A 17048-nucleotide genomic window follows, 5' to 3' on the forward strand; every position below is an offset into this window, starting at 1 on the left:
GGTTGATACAAATTTTTCTTGCTTGTTGTGTCTTTGCAGACAGAGGCTACAAAAATTTGTATCGGTCCTGCTGACTCTATTTTATATTGACCTAACTATAGCTATTAAATAGCACAAAACAGCCTTCCACCAATATAGCGGCATGCATAAAACTTATGATTGAAAACTACAATTTATTCTTATTGATCTGCGGCATCGCTTTTTTATTTGGCGCGCTATTTCCTATTCTATTTAAACGAACTCCCATCTCTTTGCCCATGCTACAAGTGACTTTGGGGGCTATAGTAGGCTATTTTTGGATTACGCTGACTTTTTTAGATCCCATTGATAATGGCGTGGTCATCGAAAAGCTTACTGAGTTTGTGGTGATAGTCTCACTGGTTGGCGCCGGTATTAAAATTGATACGCCGCTATCTTGGCGATTATGGCGGCCTACGGCACGCCTTTTGCTGATTACTATGCCGATTGGTATCTTTTCGATGGCAGTATTGGGTTATTATGCCTTTGGGTTGAGTCTCGCAGCAGCAATTTTGCTGGGTGCTGCATTGGCACCAACGGATCCAGTATTGGCGTCCAGCATTCAGGTAGGCCCGCCCAATACTGGCCGTGAAGACACACCTCGCTTCACCTTAACCTCAGAAGCAGGATTGAATGATGGATTGGCTTTTCCATTCGTGTATTTAGCCATAAAAATGGCAGAAGCTTTTAGCGAAGGCAATGATTTTACTACTGAGATGCTTTGGTCATGGTTTACCCACGATGTCTTGTGGAAAATTGGCGCAGGTTTTGTGGTTGGTATTATCGTCGGTAAACTCATGGCCAAGCTGGTATTTTCAAAATATAGCGGAGATACTGCTATTTCTCAAGGTTATGTGGTCATTGCTCTCACATTGGTCGCTTATGGGCTAGCAGAATTTGTACACAGTTATGGCTTTATCGCGGTATTTATCGCAGCATTTGCCTTTCGTCGTTCAGAGCATGAACATTCTTATCATCAAAAACTACACGACTTCGCAGAGCAATCAGAAGGCTTGCTGATGTCATTAGTATTGGTCAGTTTTGGTATATTTATCGGTCAAGGCTTACAATCTGGGGTTGAGCTTACGTGGCGCGTCTATATCGTCAGCTTTGCTTTTTTGTTATTCATCCGTCCAATCGGTGGCTTCATTGCGCTATCAGGACTAAAAATGCCGCACACCGAAAAGTACGCGATATCAGCACTAGGCATCCGCGGTATTGGCACGTTGTATTACTTATCTTATGCTCTCAATCAAGGCTTTTTCGGCGAAGAAGATGCGCTCAAATTGTGGGTCGTTTGTTCCATTGTTATTTTGATCTCAATATTTATGCATGGCCTCAGCGCGACAAGGCTGCTTAAAATGACACCAAAAGAATCCTGATAACCATTCTATAGTTCCTGTTCAACAGTCTCTGTTTATGACGCGAGCCTAGGACAAGTTTTTCTTGCTTACTATGTCTTTGCAGACAGAGGCTACAAAAATTTATCCCAGTCTCTCTTTTATATTGATCTGACTATATGTCATCGATAAGACTCAATACCGTTTCTGTTAGCGCAAACTGACGAATATCATGGAGCATCGTGGTATCAAAATTGTGAATAAAAGCAAATGACAACTGACGTTTGGGATCACACCAAGCAACCGAACCGTTATAGCCCATATGTCCAAAACTTGACCATTCAGAGTCCATGGTATTAGCCTTTTCATCAGAGCATAGGTGAAACATTCTGTGATAACCCAAGCGCCAGTACATTTTTGCTGGCATGACGGCATCTAAACCTGTGACAGGCGAGACAGACAATTGCTGAACGGTTTCGTTATCAATGAGCGTTTGTCCTTTCCAAGTGCCGCCATTGGCCAACATCGCATAAATGGTTGCCAATGCCTGCGCTGAAGCAACACCATTGGCCGCTGGAATGACCGCTTGTAACGTCGCACGATTGTGATAGTCGAGCGTATTTTTATTATCGGGAATAAGCGCCGCTTTATAGTTCTTCAGATTGAGGTGACTCTTGTCAAAATATAAGCCGTTAATTCGCATGGTATCGAGCATAGGCGGTTTATCATCAGCAGAAAGCTTGATTTTGTCACTTTTATGGTTATGGTGAGCTGCCGCTTGGTTTTCTAACGTATGCTGCTGCCAACACGAGTGGCTGGGCAAATTTGCATAAGTGTTTAGAATATGTTGAGAGTCTACTTTTAAGGTAGGCTTATGGCGCTTATTACGTAACGTTAGTGGCGCAGGATTGTCATCACTTGAGACGCCAAAGTCTCTAGCCAATGTCGCTACTTTCGCGATTTTGCTATCAGGTACACCAAAATAGCAACTGTCAGCGATACCTAAAGGTGTGGTTAGATAATGACTTAATGCTTCAGCCAACGACATATCAGTCACTACCTCTACTAGCCCGCCTAATATCCAGCCATATATCAACGCACTATAAGCACTATCGTACGCTTCGGCATTGTCAGGTGGCGTCATTGGCATGGCAGCAACTTTGTTTAGCATGGTATGCCAATCAAGTATGATTTCATTATCGACATCAATACTCTGAATTGAAAATAAATTGGCTTGATGTGACATGACGCTACGCAAAGTGATGGTTTCTTTATCTCCAGCTGCAAATGCAGGCCAATAGTTGGCAATAGGCACATCATAATTGAGCATCTGCTGGGAGACCAGTACATGAATCAGCGTTGCCAATATGCCTTTACCTGTTGAAAAATTAATCGCCAACGTATCAGGTTGCCACGACATCTCAGCACGCGCCATACCGATACTAGCTTCAGCAATACACTTGCCTGCTTGATAAACAACCACGGCACCACCTGCTGGCCCATCCTCTAACTGTAAATCCATTAATAATTGCTGTAAGCGTTGCTGAAGCTCTACATTGATTTGCTTATCGTGATTCTGATTGTTTTTTTTATTACTATCAATCATGACTGTACCGCTCCCTCTTTATAAAAGAATATCAATAAAATATAGTCGGTGAAAAGTAATATCGATGCAACACGTACTGCTGGTGCAAATTTTTCTTGCTTGCTGTGCCTTCGCAGACAGAGGCTACAAAAAATTTGCACCAGCAGTACTGTAGCGACTGTGAAGTATTTCCACTATACTTGCTCATAAAAAAGGCCACCTATAGGTCGCCTTTTTTTACTCAGTAATGATGATGCTTTAGCGTGGTACTTTTTAACGTGGTACTAGCAAACGCTTATAAACCTCGTCTTCAAGCTTGGTCAAACCATGACTGCGACCACGCTCCATAGCCGTGTCCATCTTACGCCCACGTAGCCAGCCTGCTCGTAGTGCAATCGCTGCGCCCACTCTATTACCTGATCCACAGTGCACGGCTATTTTTTTGCCGTAATGTTGACGCAATATGTTATCAAACGCCAATATTTTGAGCTGCTTTAAGTCTGCAGCGCCATTGATAGGCAGATGCTCATACTGCATCCCTGCGCGCTCAACCGCTGCTGATTCATCAAAGCTCAACTCGTCATCAGGCTGTAAATTAATTACCAGCTCAATTCCCGCCTTCGCTAAAGCGAGAACCTTTGTGTCGTCAAGTGCACCGCACACTATGGTGTTGGCATCAGGGCGAAAATAAGGGTCAATAACAGCAGCGAGATCCACACCATTATCAAGGGTGCTATTGTTAGTAGCATTGTTGTTGGCACCATTATCATTGGCAGCAGCAGTATCAGTCATTACTGAGCTATCAGATAGCTTTAAACTTGTTGCGTCTTTATGTGAAGTCATAATAATAAGTTTGTTCGTTAAATATGGCTATTAAGATAAAAGTTTTCTCATACTATTTGCTGTCGCTCTGTAATCTAACAACGCCAGCCAGATGCGGCTTGTCATTTTTTGAGCTATACAAACCAAATGCACACGTGTCTGCTGCGTTCTCAAGCTGCGCCACCGGATCAGCGATAAGTTCTACCTCAGCTGGTAAAAAGATAGGCAGCTTAAAGGATACCTCAACGGTACAAGCATCTGGCAAGTCATCCATCATAGCAAGACACTTGGCCTTTGACCACATACCGTGAGCAATCGCTTTAGGAAAACCAAATGCGCGTGCCGATAATGGATGCAAATGGATAAGGTTAAAATCGCCTGAAACAAAGGCATAACGACGGCCGATATCTTCTGGTACTTCAAAGATACTATGCACCCCTTTCTCGTTAACCAACGGCTTGACTGTTACTGGGCGCGGTGTACTTTTTTTGTCCTGACTGCTGCTAGGTTTTTTGCTACGAGATAGATAGGTGGATGTCCCTTCCCATACCACTTTATCCTCTGATTTGACCGTCGTCACAAAGTCAAACTGTTGCCCTTGAGCGTGGTCACGTAAATTGTCAAAAGTAACTGACATGGCGACTGTTTCGCGCTCACCGATAGGACGGTATTGAGTGACGCTATTTTCAACATGCACCAAACCCAACATAGCAAACGGGAATGGCTCTTTGACCATCATATTCATTTGCAGCGCTTGCGACAGTACAGAAAAATAAGTGATGGGCACTTTGCCATTATCCGCAAAACCACAAATCTTGCGATAATCGTTTAAATTATCCTGCTCGATATGCAAATCATCCACATAATAAGTTGCTTGTGGCAATTGATCTCTACTAATTTTGCCACTATTACCGATCGGTAGTAAACTTTTTACGATATTGGCATAAGTAGTATGCGCTTTTGGCAACGCATCATAATGTTTATCTGACATAAATAAATCCTAAGTGGGGCTTGAACAAATTTTCTGCGTGCATGTAGAGGCGCTATGAATACGTGGATTAAGCTCTAGCAATAAGCAATGTCGTAAGTACTATGTTTAATTCATTGTACTTACGACTATATAGTTGGGTGCTAAATAAAAGTGCTATACGATATTATAACGCAGGACTGATACAAATTTTGCTTGCTGTGCTTACGCATATAGAGTTTATGACAAATTTGCACCAATTCTGCTGACTCTTATATTGACCTAACTATAACAGCAGAAAACGATCTGGCGTATGGTTTCTGTGTTTTTATCATAAAAAAGCCACCCTTGGGCAGCTTTATTACAATTTATCAGCAATTTTTTCGTAAGCATATGTTAGGTAAATTAAAAATAATTCGCTATATCATATATTTATCGAAAGTACGATTAACATTTACCTCTACTAAACGATAAATAATATGTATTTAATGAATGCTATGCACCCAGTAAGCTTTGACCACAAACACGTACAGTATTGCCATTTAAGCCGCCAGAAGCAGGTGATGCCAACCATGCGATGGTTTCAGCCACATCTACTGGTAAACCGCCTTGACTCATTGAGTTCATACGGCGACCCGCTTCACGAATAGCGAATGGAATGGCTTCTGTCATTTGCGTTTCGATAAATCCTGGAGCGACTGCGTTGATTGTCATGCCTTTTGCGTTGTCTTCTAGTTGCTTTGCCGTAGCATCAACCAAGCCAATAACACCCGCTTTAGAAGTCGCATAGTTGGTTTGACCCATGTTACCGGCGATACCTGAAATTGAAGATACGCAGACGATACGGGCATTTTCTTTGAGGACATCATTATCTAATAAGTAACGGTTCAGCTTAGCGATACTGCCTAAATTAATATCGATTACCATATCCCACTTTTTTTCGTCCATGTTTGCCAGCGTTTTATCACGTGTTACGCCCGCATTATGAATAACTGAGTCCAGACCACCACGTTTTTGTGCCGCATCTGCGATTTGAGCGCCTGCGTCGTCACTGGTGATATCGACAGTTAAAGCCGAGCCACTGATTTCGCTAGCGACTTTTTGTAGGTCAGATTGTTGCTGCGGTACATCAAGACAGATAACGTGTGCGCCTTCGCGCGCCAATACACGAGCAATGGCTTCACCGATACCGCGACTTGCGCCAGTAACCAGCATAGTTTTGCCGCCTAGCGGTTGATTCCAATCAACATCCACCGAATCTCCTTTGCTCACACGAACCACTTGACCTGAGACATAAGATGAACGGGCTGACGTGAAAAATCGCAACGTCGAATCTAGATTTTGTTCAGCACCTTTTGCGACATAGATAAGTTGGGCAGTTACGCCGCGCTTAAACTCTTTACCAACTGATTTTACAAAACCTTCAAGCGCACGCTGAGCCAAGGCAGCATCGATATCCGTGATATCCTCTGGTGGGCGACCAACGATGATGACTCGGCCTGATTTGTCTACGCGGCGCGCCACACTGTGAAAGAATTCATATACTTCTTTGAGCTGAGCTGCATTACTGATATTGCTGGCATCAAACAATAAAACTTTAAATTTATCATCGCCACCCGTATTGGCTTTTGCTTCTACGCCTGCATCCGCAAGAGCGTCTTTGATATCATCACTACTATTCACAAACACTTCAGCATGGACATCTGACAGTATACGCGCTAATGACTCGCTGACGCTTTTATCTTCACCATCAGCACGACCAACCAACACACTACCACGTACCAAACGCTCACCACTCTCGAAACGATCAAGAGTGACTGGCAAAGGCAAGCCTAAATTTTTTGCAACTTTTTTGCCAATAGAAGACTGAACAAAATCACCATAACGGTCTGACATAATATAATCCTATAGCTGATGGTTAAATAAGAGTAAACAGTGAATAAAATGCACCTATTATATAGGTGTACCAACATCATAATTATCGATATAAAGTAAATAAGGCTAAAACTGCCTTAACTATACACTTTCATCATAAACAAGTCCAAAAACCACTAATGTCTATAACAATCTGTAAACAAGCTAGTATACAAGAGGGCAACTTTTTCTAGCGTCTAAAAATATCATATTGTGCTAATATTAAACGTATAAGTTATGGGGGACGTAATTATTGATAACAATATATTATCAAATATGCGGTTATGCAATATCATTATTCAAGACCAATTAGTTTAATAAGGTGGGATCTGTGGGTTGCAGTCCTGTTCTTGACCGTTTATAAGCGTCACATAATTTGCCAAAGATATACATTAAGACAGTAAAAACCGTTCTATCTTAAACAGTTATGCAGCACAATAAATGCTAGCATTTGTTTATTATCTTTTGATGACCTAGCAATCATTTTTAATATTGCCTTTTTTTTATCTACTTCTATTTAAATTTTTAAGGATAACACTATGAGTAACAAAAACAATCATCCTGATAGCCCTGTTGTTGAAAGCACTGTCGTAAAAAGCGATGATGCAAAAGATAAAGACACCGTAAATAAAGACACAGCAACGACTGATACCACTACTAGCTCGAATGCCCCTACCAGCTCAAAGTCTGCTGACGTGACGTCTACTAATAAATCAGAAAACACCAAAAAAGACGCAGCCGAAGATAAAGCAACAACAGTAGCAAGCAAAAATCCCGCCACCACGGCTAAAAAATCCAGCAAGACCAAAGCCGTCTCAGGTCAAAACCGTGTGGCTGTCTTAGGTGGCAACCGCATCCCATTTGCTCGCTCAAACGGCTCATACGCTGACGTCAGCAATACAGACATGCTAACAGCCGCTCTCGATGGTCTGATTGAACGCTATAACCTACAAGGCGAAGTCGTAGGCGAAGTTGTGGCTGGTGCAGTCATGAAACTAAGCCGCGACATCAACCTGACTCGTGAAGCCACGCTAAACACAGCACTCAATCCACATACACCAACTTATGATATCTCACAAGCCTGTGGTACTGGCTTGCAAGCGACCTTTGCCTCTGCCAATAAGATTGCACTTGGTCTTATCGATTCAGCCATTACTGGCGGTGTCGACACCACCTCTGACGCTCCTATCGCGGTTGGCGATGGCCTGCGTAAAGTCCTTATCAAGCTCGGTGCGGCAAAAGACAACAAACAGCGTCTAAAAGCCCTCATGGGTCTGAATCCAAAAGACTTGATTGATTCACCGCAAAACGGTGAGCCACGTACAGGTCTATCGATGGGCGACCATCAAGCGATCACCACGCTTGAGTGGAATATTAGCCGTGAAGCACAAGATGAGCTTGCCTTTAACAGTCATCAAAACCTTGCACGCGCCTATGACGAAGGTTTCTTTGACGACTTAATCACCCCATACAAAGGTCTGACTCGCGATAACAACTTGCGCCCAGATACCACACTAGAAAAACTAGGCAAATTAAAGCCCGTGTTTGGCAAAAAGAACGCCAATCCAACAATGACAGCAGCCAACTCTACGCCCCTCACAGATGGTGCTTCTTGTGTACTACTGGGTACGGATGAGTGGGCAAAAGAACATGGTCTAAAACCACTGGCTTATATCGTTCATCAAGAAACAGCAGCCGTTGACTTCATTGGCAAGTCTGGTACGACAGAAGGTCTACTAATGGCACCAGCCTATGCCGTACCACGCATGCTTGAGCGCGCTGGTCTGACATTGCAAGATTTTGATTTTTATGAAATCCATGAAGCGTTTGCCTCACAAGTGTTATCAACGCTAGCGGCTTGGGAAGATGAGAAATTTTGTGAAGAGCGTCTAGGTCTTGATGCGCCACTCGGATCGATCGATCGTAGCAAACTGAATGTGAATGGTTCATCATTGGCTGCTGGCCATCCATTTGCAGCCACTGGCGGCCGTATCTTAGCAACTGCTGCTAAATTACTGGATCAAAAAGGCTCAGGTCGGGCGCTAATCTCAATCTGTGCAGCGGGTGGTCAAGGCGTGACTTGCATTCTAGAAAAGTAGTTTTTTAGCCGCCAAATAAATAGCTTTAGAATTTCAAACCACCCTCTAGTCTATAGACTAGGGGGTATTTTTTTATCAAATCAATATTAGCCTTAACACGCAACTTACTGTATCTATGATAGATTTAAATTAAAATAAATACTTTATTCGATAAAGCAACCATCGAATGTAGCTAGTCTATAGGCCTTACTGATAGATGTGCTAAAGTAAGGATAATAACCAATAAAAAACTATAGTCAATTCACTATAAAATAAATCTAGTGCTGCTAGCATAAATGAGATCACAACTAATTTGGAGCTTTTTATGGGTAAAATACCGTCAGCCGTTGACCCAAAATCCTTGACACCGCAAGAGCTTAAGGAGCTAAGCTCACTTGAACAAAACAGTTTTATCGCGCGCATGGATAAAGAAGTATTCGATGATGAACTTCGCCGTAAAATGCATAAAGACTTAATCGACGCTTATGATGAAGAACTTGAAAATGAAGTCGATGACTATATACGTGATTTTCGTTTTGACGGCTGCGAGATGAGTGAACAAGAGAGGCTCGATCGTCGTATGTATTTTCAAGAATTGGTGCGGCTACAGCGAGAGCTTATAAAGTTACAAGATTGGGTGGTCGATCGCGGTGAGCGCATTGTGGTGATATTTGAAGGGCGTGACTCTGCTGGTAAAGGCGGCGCGATTAAACGTATAACTCAACGGCTAAACCCACGCGTTTGTAGAGTGGCCGCCCTACCTGCGCCTACTGAACGTGAACAAACACAATGGTATTTTCAGCGTTATGTGGCGCAACTACCAGCTGCTGGTGAGATTGTGTTATTTGATCGTAGCTGGTATAACCGCGGCGGCGTTGAGCGAGTCATGGGATTTTGCACCGATGCTCAGTATGAGGAATTTTTTCAATCCGTACCTGAGTTTGAACGTATGCTAGTAAGGTCGGGTATTCGTTTGGTCAAGTATTGGTTTTCGATTACCGATGATGAGCAACATTCGCGCTTTATGAGCCGTATTCATGATCCCCTCAAACAATGGAAGCTCTCGCCAATGGACTTACAATCGCGTCGGCGCTGGGAGGATTACACCAAAGCAAAAGAGACCATGTTTGAGCGATCTCATATTCCTGAAGCACCGTGGTGGGTCGTTGAAGGGAATAATAAGAAACGCGCCAGACTAAACTGTATTGCACATCTACTCGAACAGATTCCTTATAAAGAGGTGCCTCGTGAAGAGGTCGAACTACCTGACCGTAAACGTGATGATGAATACTACCGCGAACCCATTCCAGACGATATGTATGTGCCACCGCGTTACTAGGGTGCGCTGATATCTACTCAACCTTATCTCACTTATAAAAAAAGCAACCTTATAAAATATAGGGTTGCTTTTTTATAGCACTACTTATGTAAAATCATATCAGAGGCTACATGGTATAAGTAGATTGCAAGCCATCTACTTTACCAGCCAATAAACGCTCGACCTCGTTTTTAATTTTTTGACCAGCGATATCAGTACCAATTTGCACAGCAAAACCTGCTGGACGACCGCTCTGAGCTTTAGCATTTATCCATACGACCTTGCCATTCATAGGTAGACGCTCGCTAGAATTGGGCAAAGTAATGGCAATAAATATTTCGTTGCCTAATTGCTGAGGTTGGTCAGAGGGTACAAATATTGCCCCATTACTGACAAAGGACAAATAGCTGGCATATAGCGTTTCGATGTTTTCAATGTGGCAGGTTAAAATTCCGCCGCGTCCTGGCATTGCCATAGTCAGCTTCCTTGAGTGGTTAAATTTAATATGTTTTTATGGATCATCAACGGTCTGTAAAGCAATGCGTTTACGAAACGCCAAACGGCAAATATGAAACGGTAAGCAAACAACCATATACAAACGTGTCATGCTGTTCTATAAGTATGCCAATTCCTGCATCAGCTTATCATAAGCAAATTTCTCTTGCACATTTTGTTGTAGAGCCGTTTTGGTCTGCTGTAAGCTACTGGCGAATAACTCCAATCCATTATCAGCAGGTTGCTGGGTGTCTAGTATGGCTGATAGATTGATGTCGTTTTGTAGTTCGCTAAGCCCTAAGCAGACACGGCGCATATCAAGAAGCATCATCTCAGACAGCTGAATGAACGCTGCGATATCCAACTGGTTTTGCCAATAGTCGCTGGCGGCCACACTGCTGCGTTTACCACTACGTAACGCCTGCCACGTCGTTAGCCATAAAGCACGCTTACTGTACCATGGTGCTTGCGCCATCGCTATCGCTGCTAGTGGTGCGCCATTAGCCAGTTGAATCAGCTGTTCAATCGCAGCTGAACCGACTACCTTACGATTGACAGTACCGCCTAATGCAGTCGTCACATAGTCTATAGCCACTGTCGTATCAATCGTTTGCAATGCCAGCTGCTGAACACGGCTTTTGATGGTTGGCAGTAGTTGCGCTGGCGCGTCACTGATTAAAAACAAATGAACTTGTGCTTGCGGTTCTTCAAGGGTTTTAAGTAACGCATTGGCTGCGGCAACGGTCATTTGCTCAGCATAATCTAACACACAAATACGCATCCCTTGCCCGCCTTGATAGATAAAGGGTTGCAAGGCACGGATGTCATCTACTTTGATTTTAAGTACACTATTACTGGTTGATTTGGTCGTTTTTTTGTCTTTTGCGGTGCTGCTCGATTTTTCTGTATCATTGACATGGTCTGTGCTGATTGGCAGTCGAGCAATTGGCAACACTTGCAAGCTTGGATGCGTACCTGATCTTAACCATTGACAGCTTTCACACGCTGCACACGCACCCATTGGATGGTTTTCACGCTCACGGCATAACAACCAAGCGACCAGCCGCCATACAAAAGCACGTTTACCCATACCCTGCATACCTGCCGCGAGCAGTGCATGAGGCAAGGACTGCTGTGACAGCACCCGTGTCGTCAGTTGCGACCACAACGCTTGCTGCCATGGCAATAATGGCGCAAAGTACATGCTATCTGCAACGCTGATGTTTTCTACTGTGTCATTCATGGCTACTGCCCTGCTCTATAACATTGCTTAGTTGCTCGATTGCTTAGTATGCGGATGTACAGGATTTTGAAAATCCACCACGCTCATCGCGTTTAAGCGCACCAAGTCCTCCGCTGTATCAACACCAGCTGGTAACTGACAGGCAGCTGTAGCGATTGCGATATGTCCGCCATTCTCTAAAACACGTAGTTGCTCTAAGCTCTCAAGCACTTCAAGCGGTGTTTGCGGCCAATGGACGAACTGCTGCAATAGACTGACGCGGTAAGCATATAACCCTAAATGTCGATAAGCGTTTTTTGGCGGTTGCTTAAGGCTTTTATTGGCCAATACAACATCGCGCTCACAAGGAATGGGTGCACGGCTAAAGTACAGCGCCCGTTGCCTATCTTTGGCATATTGGCTGACCACCTTTACCACAGACGGACGCTGAAAAGTGTCATAATCATCTATAGATTCACATAGAGTAGCCATGACGCTGTCACTGTCTGCCTCGAGAAGTGCTTTCACTTGCTCCAACAATAACGGCGGCACAAGGGGTTCGTCGCCCTGCATATTGACCACAATATCATGGTCAAGCCAGCCTTTGATCGCTGCAACCTCTGCCAAACGATCAGTGCCAGATGCATGATTTGCACTGGTCATCACCACGTCAAAACCTGCATCCGTACATACCTTGGCAATACGATCATCGTCAGTGGCAATACACATATCATCAGCGAAGTGCGCCGCCTGTGCCTTTTCCGCGACCCAAAGAATCATTGGTTTACCATGGATAGTGAGTAATGGCTTGCCCGGTAGACGTTCGCTTTTAAAGCGCGCAGGAATGACGATATGAGTTCTGGCGGGCGTGACAACTGATGACATGGTTTGTTCCTAATTTATGGTGATATTTAGCTTATTCATTTCGACCACTTTTTATATCGATACCCACGTTATCTAACTGCTGCTGTAAATGATGGTAGCAACTATCAGATAGTACCGCAGTTACTGGTAATACCCACAATTTGCTCACAAGCGTCTTATAAGCATCGGGCAGTGCTTGCTCGGCGGTATACTCTAACAGTAATGCTCTTATTTTTACTGCGTCTTTGGTAGTGACAATGATTGGATGATCGCCATACTGTAACAGTTCAGCCAAGCTAAAATCATAATGATCAGGATAAGGGTGTCCGATGACATCGAAACCAAGCAAGTCTAGAGTATCAAAAAAACGCTGTGGATAACCAATACCGCTCACGGCATGTACTCTGCTACCCTTTTCAGGCGCTTCCTCTCTTATTTGACTGTTAAAGGGTATGGGTTGCCATAAGCGCTGTATGTCATCGGCTTCGAGATGCATGGTCAGACGATTTGCGGGTTGCTGATTACCATTGTTGTTGGTTGATATGGTCTTTGAACGTTCATGATAGATGACGCTTGCACCTTTTAGCCGTGACATTGGCTCACGTAAGAACCCAGTGGGTAATAATTGCTCATTACCAAAACCCCGTGCCGCATCTACTACAATCCATTCGATATCACGTTGCAGTGCATAATGCTGCAAGCCATCATCCGCAATAATCAATTGCAAATCAGGATACGCTGCCAACAAGGTAGTAATGGCTTGCTCGCGATTGGGGCATACTGCCATTGCTACCCCTGTCATATTGACGATCAAACATGGCTCGTCCCCTACCACATTGGGTAAGCTGTTGGCACTGACCAGCGTTGGCATCTGGCTGGTATCGCCACCATAACCGCGACTAATCACCCCGACTACGATCCTTTGCTTTTGCAAATGATTAACCAACGCAATAATCAACGGCGTCTTACCACTGCCCCCAACGCTAATATTGCCAATCACCATGACAGGAACGGGCGCACGATAGCTAGATAACATGCCAGTCTTATAAGCATGACGACGGATCATCGTAATGAGTCCATATAACCAGCTAATAGGCAGCAACAGCCATAACCAAGCGGCTTGACGTTGCCATGCACGCGTCACTGTCGTCTCAATGCTCATTCGTATTGGTCACTTACCTGATTGGTTTGGCACGGCTTAAGCGTTAAAATTATTCCAAGACACTATTCAATAGTCTTATTTACATCAATAACTCTATTCAAAATCTCGGGCATACATTTGCGCATAATGACCTTGTCGCTGTATCAGTTCATCATGTGTACCCAGCTCAACGATTTGACCGCCATCTAATACAGCGATACGGTCGGCAGACTCAATAGTTGTCAAACGGTGCGCGATGACCAATGTCGTACGGTCCTTCATAACGTTATCGAGCGCTTGCTGAATATAGTACTCTGATTCATTATCAAGTGCGCTGGTGGCTTCGTCTAAAATCAAAATTGGCGAGTCTTTTAGCAATGCTCGAGCAATCGATAAGCGCTGACGCTGACCACCAGACAACTGCAAACCTTCAGCACCGATTTCACTTTGATAGCCATTTGGCATTTTCATAATAAAATCATGTGCGAAGGCATCTTTTGCTGCTCTTTCAACTTCGGCTTGCGTTCTATTGGCCAAACTACCATAAGCGATATTGTTAAATACCGTGGTATTAAACAGAACCACTTGCTGGTTTACCATCGCAATTTGAGAACGCAGAGATTCGAGAGTAATGTCCTCAATCGCTATACCGTCTAAGGTAATCTGCCCTGAAGTGGTCGATAAAGTACGGGTTAATAAATTAACCAAAGAGGATTTGCCAGCGCCACTGCGCCCTACCAATGCTACCGTTTCACCAGCTCGTACATCTAGCGTAAAATCACGCAGGGCGACGGTAGAATCCGGATAAACCAAACTGACATTGTCCAAATAAATCTCGCCTGACAACGTGGGACTAAGCACCCCTGTATTTTTTTCTTCGGGCTCATCTAATAAGGCAAATATCGACTCACCTGCTGCAATGCCTTTTTGCAGCTTTTGATTGACGTCAGTCAGTGAGCGCACCGGCTTACTGAGCAAACCAGCCGCCGCGATATATGAAATAAACGCACCCGCCGAGATATCGTCTATCACTGATGGACGTAGGGCAAGCCATACCACAACTGACATTGCGATAGCCATGAGCAACTGCACTGCTGGTGTATTGATACTGTTGGTAACGACTACCTTCATACCTTGGCGTAAATTCTTTTTTGAGGTTTTATCAAAACGCTTGGCTTCGTATGCTTGTCCACCATAATTTTTGACTACTTGATAGCCACCGATCACTTCATTGGTAATATGGCTGACATCACCCATCGTCTCTTGGATACCTTTCGAGAGTTTAAGGTATCGCTTAGAAGCCACACGAATTAACCACAATATAGGCGGCAGCACGACAAATAAAATCAAGGTCAAGCGCCAATTGCTATAAAGTAAAAAACCTATCAATGCCACGACTGTCAAACCATCGCGTAGTAAGGTTTTCATAGAATCAGTGCTGGCAGCTGTTACTTGCTCAACATCAAATATCAATTTGGACGAGATCGTGCCCGCTGGATTGGCCAAATAAAACGAGCTTGGTAAGCGTAGCAGTTTATTAAAAACTTCTACGCGCAGCTCATAAACCAAGTGACGTGATACCAGCGCCGAATAATAATTACCCAAAAAGCTACCCACACCACGCACAAAAAACAGGGCAATAATCAATAGTGGAAATAAGGCCTGTTTACTTTGATCGTTTTGGTTGATGGCATCAGTAATGTATTGCAATAATTTAGCAATCCAAATTTCTGTCCCCGCATTAATAGCAAACCCGACAACCGTCAGCATTAATGCCCACCAATAGGGTTTGAGGTAACTTAGTAAGCGTAGCAGTGTCTTACGCTTAGGTATATTATAGGGCAACGCTGACCGTTTTTTGACAGGATTTTTTGTAGAGTCAGGTAAATGTGCTTGGCTCATAAAAGCCTCAATGTGGATATCATAATATGAATGAGCTGTGACTATTGCACAGTTTTATAAGAGTATCTATAGCACAAATCGCTATAGATTATTGCGGCAATGGTTGGCCAAGTGGCACAACCGTACTAATATTTAGGTTTAAAAATCCTAGTTTACCAGCGACATCCATTACTCGCACCACTGATTGATGCGTGGCGTTGGCATCTGCGGCAATAACAAACAGCATATCACGGTTACTGCCTGCCTCTTGCTGTAGCATACTGATCAACTCAGCCTCATTGCTGCTGGCCAGAGTAATACCATTGACCAAATAACTGCCATCTTCTTGTACCGCCACTTCGATGCTGTTTTTTTGTTCGGTCAGTGCGACACCTTCAGCTTCAGGAAGAATGATATTTAAGCGACTAAAATGATTGAATGACGTTGCCAGTAGCAAAAATACGATCAAAAATAGTAAGCAGTCAATCATTGGGGTCAAGTTAATTTCGAGTGGCTCAACAGTCGGTTTTCTAAAGCGCATATTACTCTCTTTAATTCACTTACTACTAATTCTGCTCAATCGATTATTCACATAACCACCAATACTAAGAAGTCACTGTCGTCACTTTATCTTAACCTGCTGTCAATCAACTATAAGCTTACTGCGAGCTCATGACTGGAATGTCCCTCGAAGCGCTATCAGGCTCAGGCTTATGAGCACTAGAGACAGAGATGTTTTCAAGCAGCTTATAGTCATACAACTCTTGAATCATAAGCCCTGCTTGGGTTTCAAACTGAGCATTGATATCAATGATACGGCGCTGAAAATAACGATAAGCCACAAGTGCTGGAATCGCAACAATCATACCGGCTGCCGTAGTAATCAATGCTTGTGACACGCCCGCGGCCAGCATCGTGGGATCTTGCATCGCCCCATCAGTAATCGCTAAAAATGAAGAAATAATACCCAATACCGTACCCAATAAACCAAGCAGCGGTGCTATGGCTCCTATAGTACCTAGCATATTGATGTTTTTTTCTAACTGATGAACTTGCACACTTGCGCGATTCTGCATATGCATCGTCATCGACTCTAAGCCATACTGACGATAGAGCAAACCTGTCGCCAAAATATCACCCAGTGCCGTTTTTTCTTTGACATTCATCAATTGCGTACGGCCAATATCGCCGTTTTCACGTAAACGGGTGATCAGTTGTTCACGCAATCGGCTCGGTGCAATTTTGTTAAACTGTAAGGTATGGCTACGCTCGATGATGATGACCAACGCCAATATTGAGCACACCACAATAGGCGTCATCAACCACCCACCCGCCTTGACCAACTCCCACATATTAGCTCTCTTCTATATTTTTACAAAAACAATTATTACCAAGATATTTGA

At 43.7% G+C, this 17048-nt stretch carries 14 protein-coding genes; 3 read left to right on the forward strand and 11 right to left on the reverse strand.

All coding sequences use genetic code 11. The features are described 5' to 3' along the window. Positions 1-155 precede the first annotated feature (155 nt). Positions 156-1400 (forward strand): cation:proton antiporter, encoded by a 1245-nt coding sequence (locus tag JMY02_RS02185; RefSeq protein ID WP_201594736.1) that lies wholly within the window; start codon positions 156-158, stop codon positions 1398-1400. Positions 1401-1533: 133 nt separating this feature from the next. On the opposite strand, the gene JMY02_RS02190 is transcribed toward JMY02_RS02185, so the two are convergent. From JMY02_RS02190 to JMY02_RS02205, 4 genes are all read right to left on the reverse strand, one after another. Continuing rightward, positions 1534-2964 (reverse strand): serine hydrolase domain-containing protein, encoded by a 1431-nt coding sequence (locus tag JMY02_RS02190; RefSeq protein ID WP_201594738.1) that lies wholly within the window; start codon positions 2962-2964, stop codon positions 1534-1536. 252 nt (positions 2965-3216) lie between these two features. Further along, positions 3217-3735 (reverse strand): serine/threonine protein phosphatase, encoded by a 519-nt coding sequence (locus tag JMY02_RS02195; protein WP_406947715.1) that lies wholly within the window; start codon positions 3733-3735, stop codon positions 3217-3219. A gap of 103 nt (positions 3736-3838) precedes the next feature. Further along, entirely contained in the window at positions 3839-4756 is a 918-nt protein-coding gene (locus JMY02_RS02200; RefSeq protein ID WP_201594742.1) for a MaoC family dehydratase, read from the reverse strand. A 471-nt stretch (positions 4757-5227) separates the two neighbouring features. After that, on the reverse strand, positions 5228-6628 hold the full coding sequence (locus tag JMY02_RS02205) for a 3-oxoacyl-ACP reductase (RefSeq protein WP_201594744.1): 1401 nt from the start codon (positions 6626-6628) through the stop codon (positions 5228-5230). Positions 6629-7185: 557 nt separating this feature from the next. Between JMY02_RS02205 and JMY02_RS02210 the strand changes: the two genes are divergently transcribed. Further along, complete coding sequence (locus JMY02_RS02210; protein ID WP_201594745.1) at positions 7186-8745, forward strand: acetyl-CoA C-acetyltransferase; 1560 nt, start codon at positions 7186-7188, stop codon at positions 8743-8745. 304 nt (positions 8746-9049) lie between these two features. Next, the gene (ppk2, locus tag JMY02_RS02215) at positions 9050-10063 is read left to right on the forward strand and encodes a polyphosphate kinase 2 (RefSeq protein WP_265087941.1); all 1014 of its coding nucleotides are present in this window, start codon (positions 9050-9052) and stop codon (positions 10061-10063) included. Positions 10064-10169: 106 nt separating this feature from the next. Here ppk2 and JMY02_RS02220 read toward each other — a convergent pair whose 3' ends face one another. The 7 genes from JMY02_RS02220 to JMY02_RS02250 all read right to left on the reverse strand — a co-directional run bounded on the left by JMY02_RS02220 (position 10170) and on the right by JMY02_RS02250 (position 16997). Then, positions 10170-10517, reverse strand: a complete 348-nt coding sequence (locus JMY02_RS02220) for a PilZ domain-containing protein (RefSeq protein ID WP_201594747.1) — start codon at positions 10515-10517, stop codon at positions 10170-10172. A 138-nt stretch (positions 10518-10655) separates the two neighbouring features. Further along, positions 10656-11780, reverse strand: a complete 1125-nt coding sequence (locus JMY02_RS02225; RefSeq protein WP_201594750.1) for a DNA polymerase III subunit delta' — start codon at positions 11778-11780, stop codon at positions 10656-10658. 27 nt (positions 11781-11807) lie between these two features. Continuing rightward, on the reverse strand, positions 11808-12644 hold the full coding sequence (gene kdsB / locus JMY02_RS02230) for a 3-deoxy-manno-octulosonate cytidylyltransferase (RefSeq protein ID WP_201594752.1): 837 nt from the start codon (positions 12642-12644) through the stop codon (positions 11808-11810). Positions 12645-12675: 31 nt separating this feature from the next. Beyond that, the gene (gene lpxK / locus JMY02_RS02235; RefSeq protein ID WP_201594754.1) at positions 12676-13785 is read right to left on the reverse strand and encodes a tetraacyldisaccharide 4'-kinase; all 1110 of its coding nucleotides are present in this window, start codon (positions 13783-13785) and stop codon (positions 12676-12678) included. Positions 13786-13878: 93 nt separating this feature from the next. Continuing rightward, positions 13879-15666, reverse strand: a complete 1788-nt coding sequence (msbA, locus tag JMY02_RS02240) for a lipid A export permease/ATP-binding protein MsbA (protein WP_201594756.1) — start codon at positions 15664-15666, stop codon at positions 13879-13881. An 88-nt stretch (positions 15667-15754) separates the two neighbouring features. Beyond that, complete coding sequence (locus tag JMY02_RS02245) at positions 15755-16186, reverse strand: ExbD/TolR family protein (RefSeq protein ID WP_021814788.1); 432 nt, start codon at positions 16184-16186, stop codon at positions 15755-15757. Positions 16187-16304: 118 nt separating this feature from the next. Further along, entirely contained in the window at positions 16305-16997 is a 693-nt protein-coding gene (locus JMY02_RS02250) for a MotA/TolQ/ExbB proton channel family protein (protein WP_201594758.1), read from the reverse strand. Positions 16998-17048 lie beyond the last annotated feature (51 nt).

Source organism: Psychrobacter vallis (assembly GCF_904846715.1).
GTDB lineage: Bacteria > Pseudomonadota > Gammaproteobacteria > Pseudomonadales > Moraxellaceae > Psychrobacter > Psychrobacter vallis.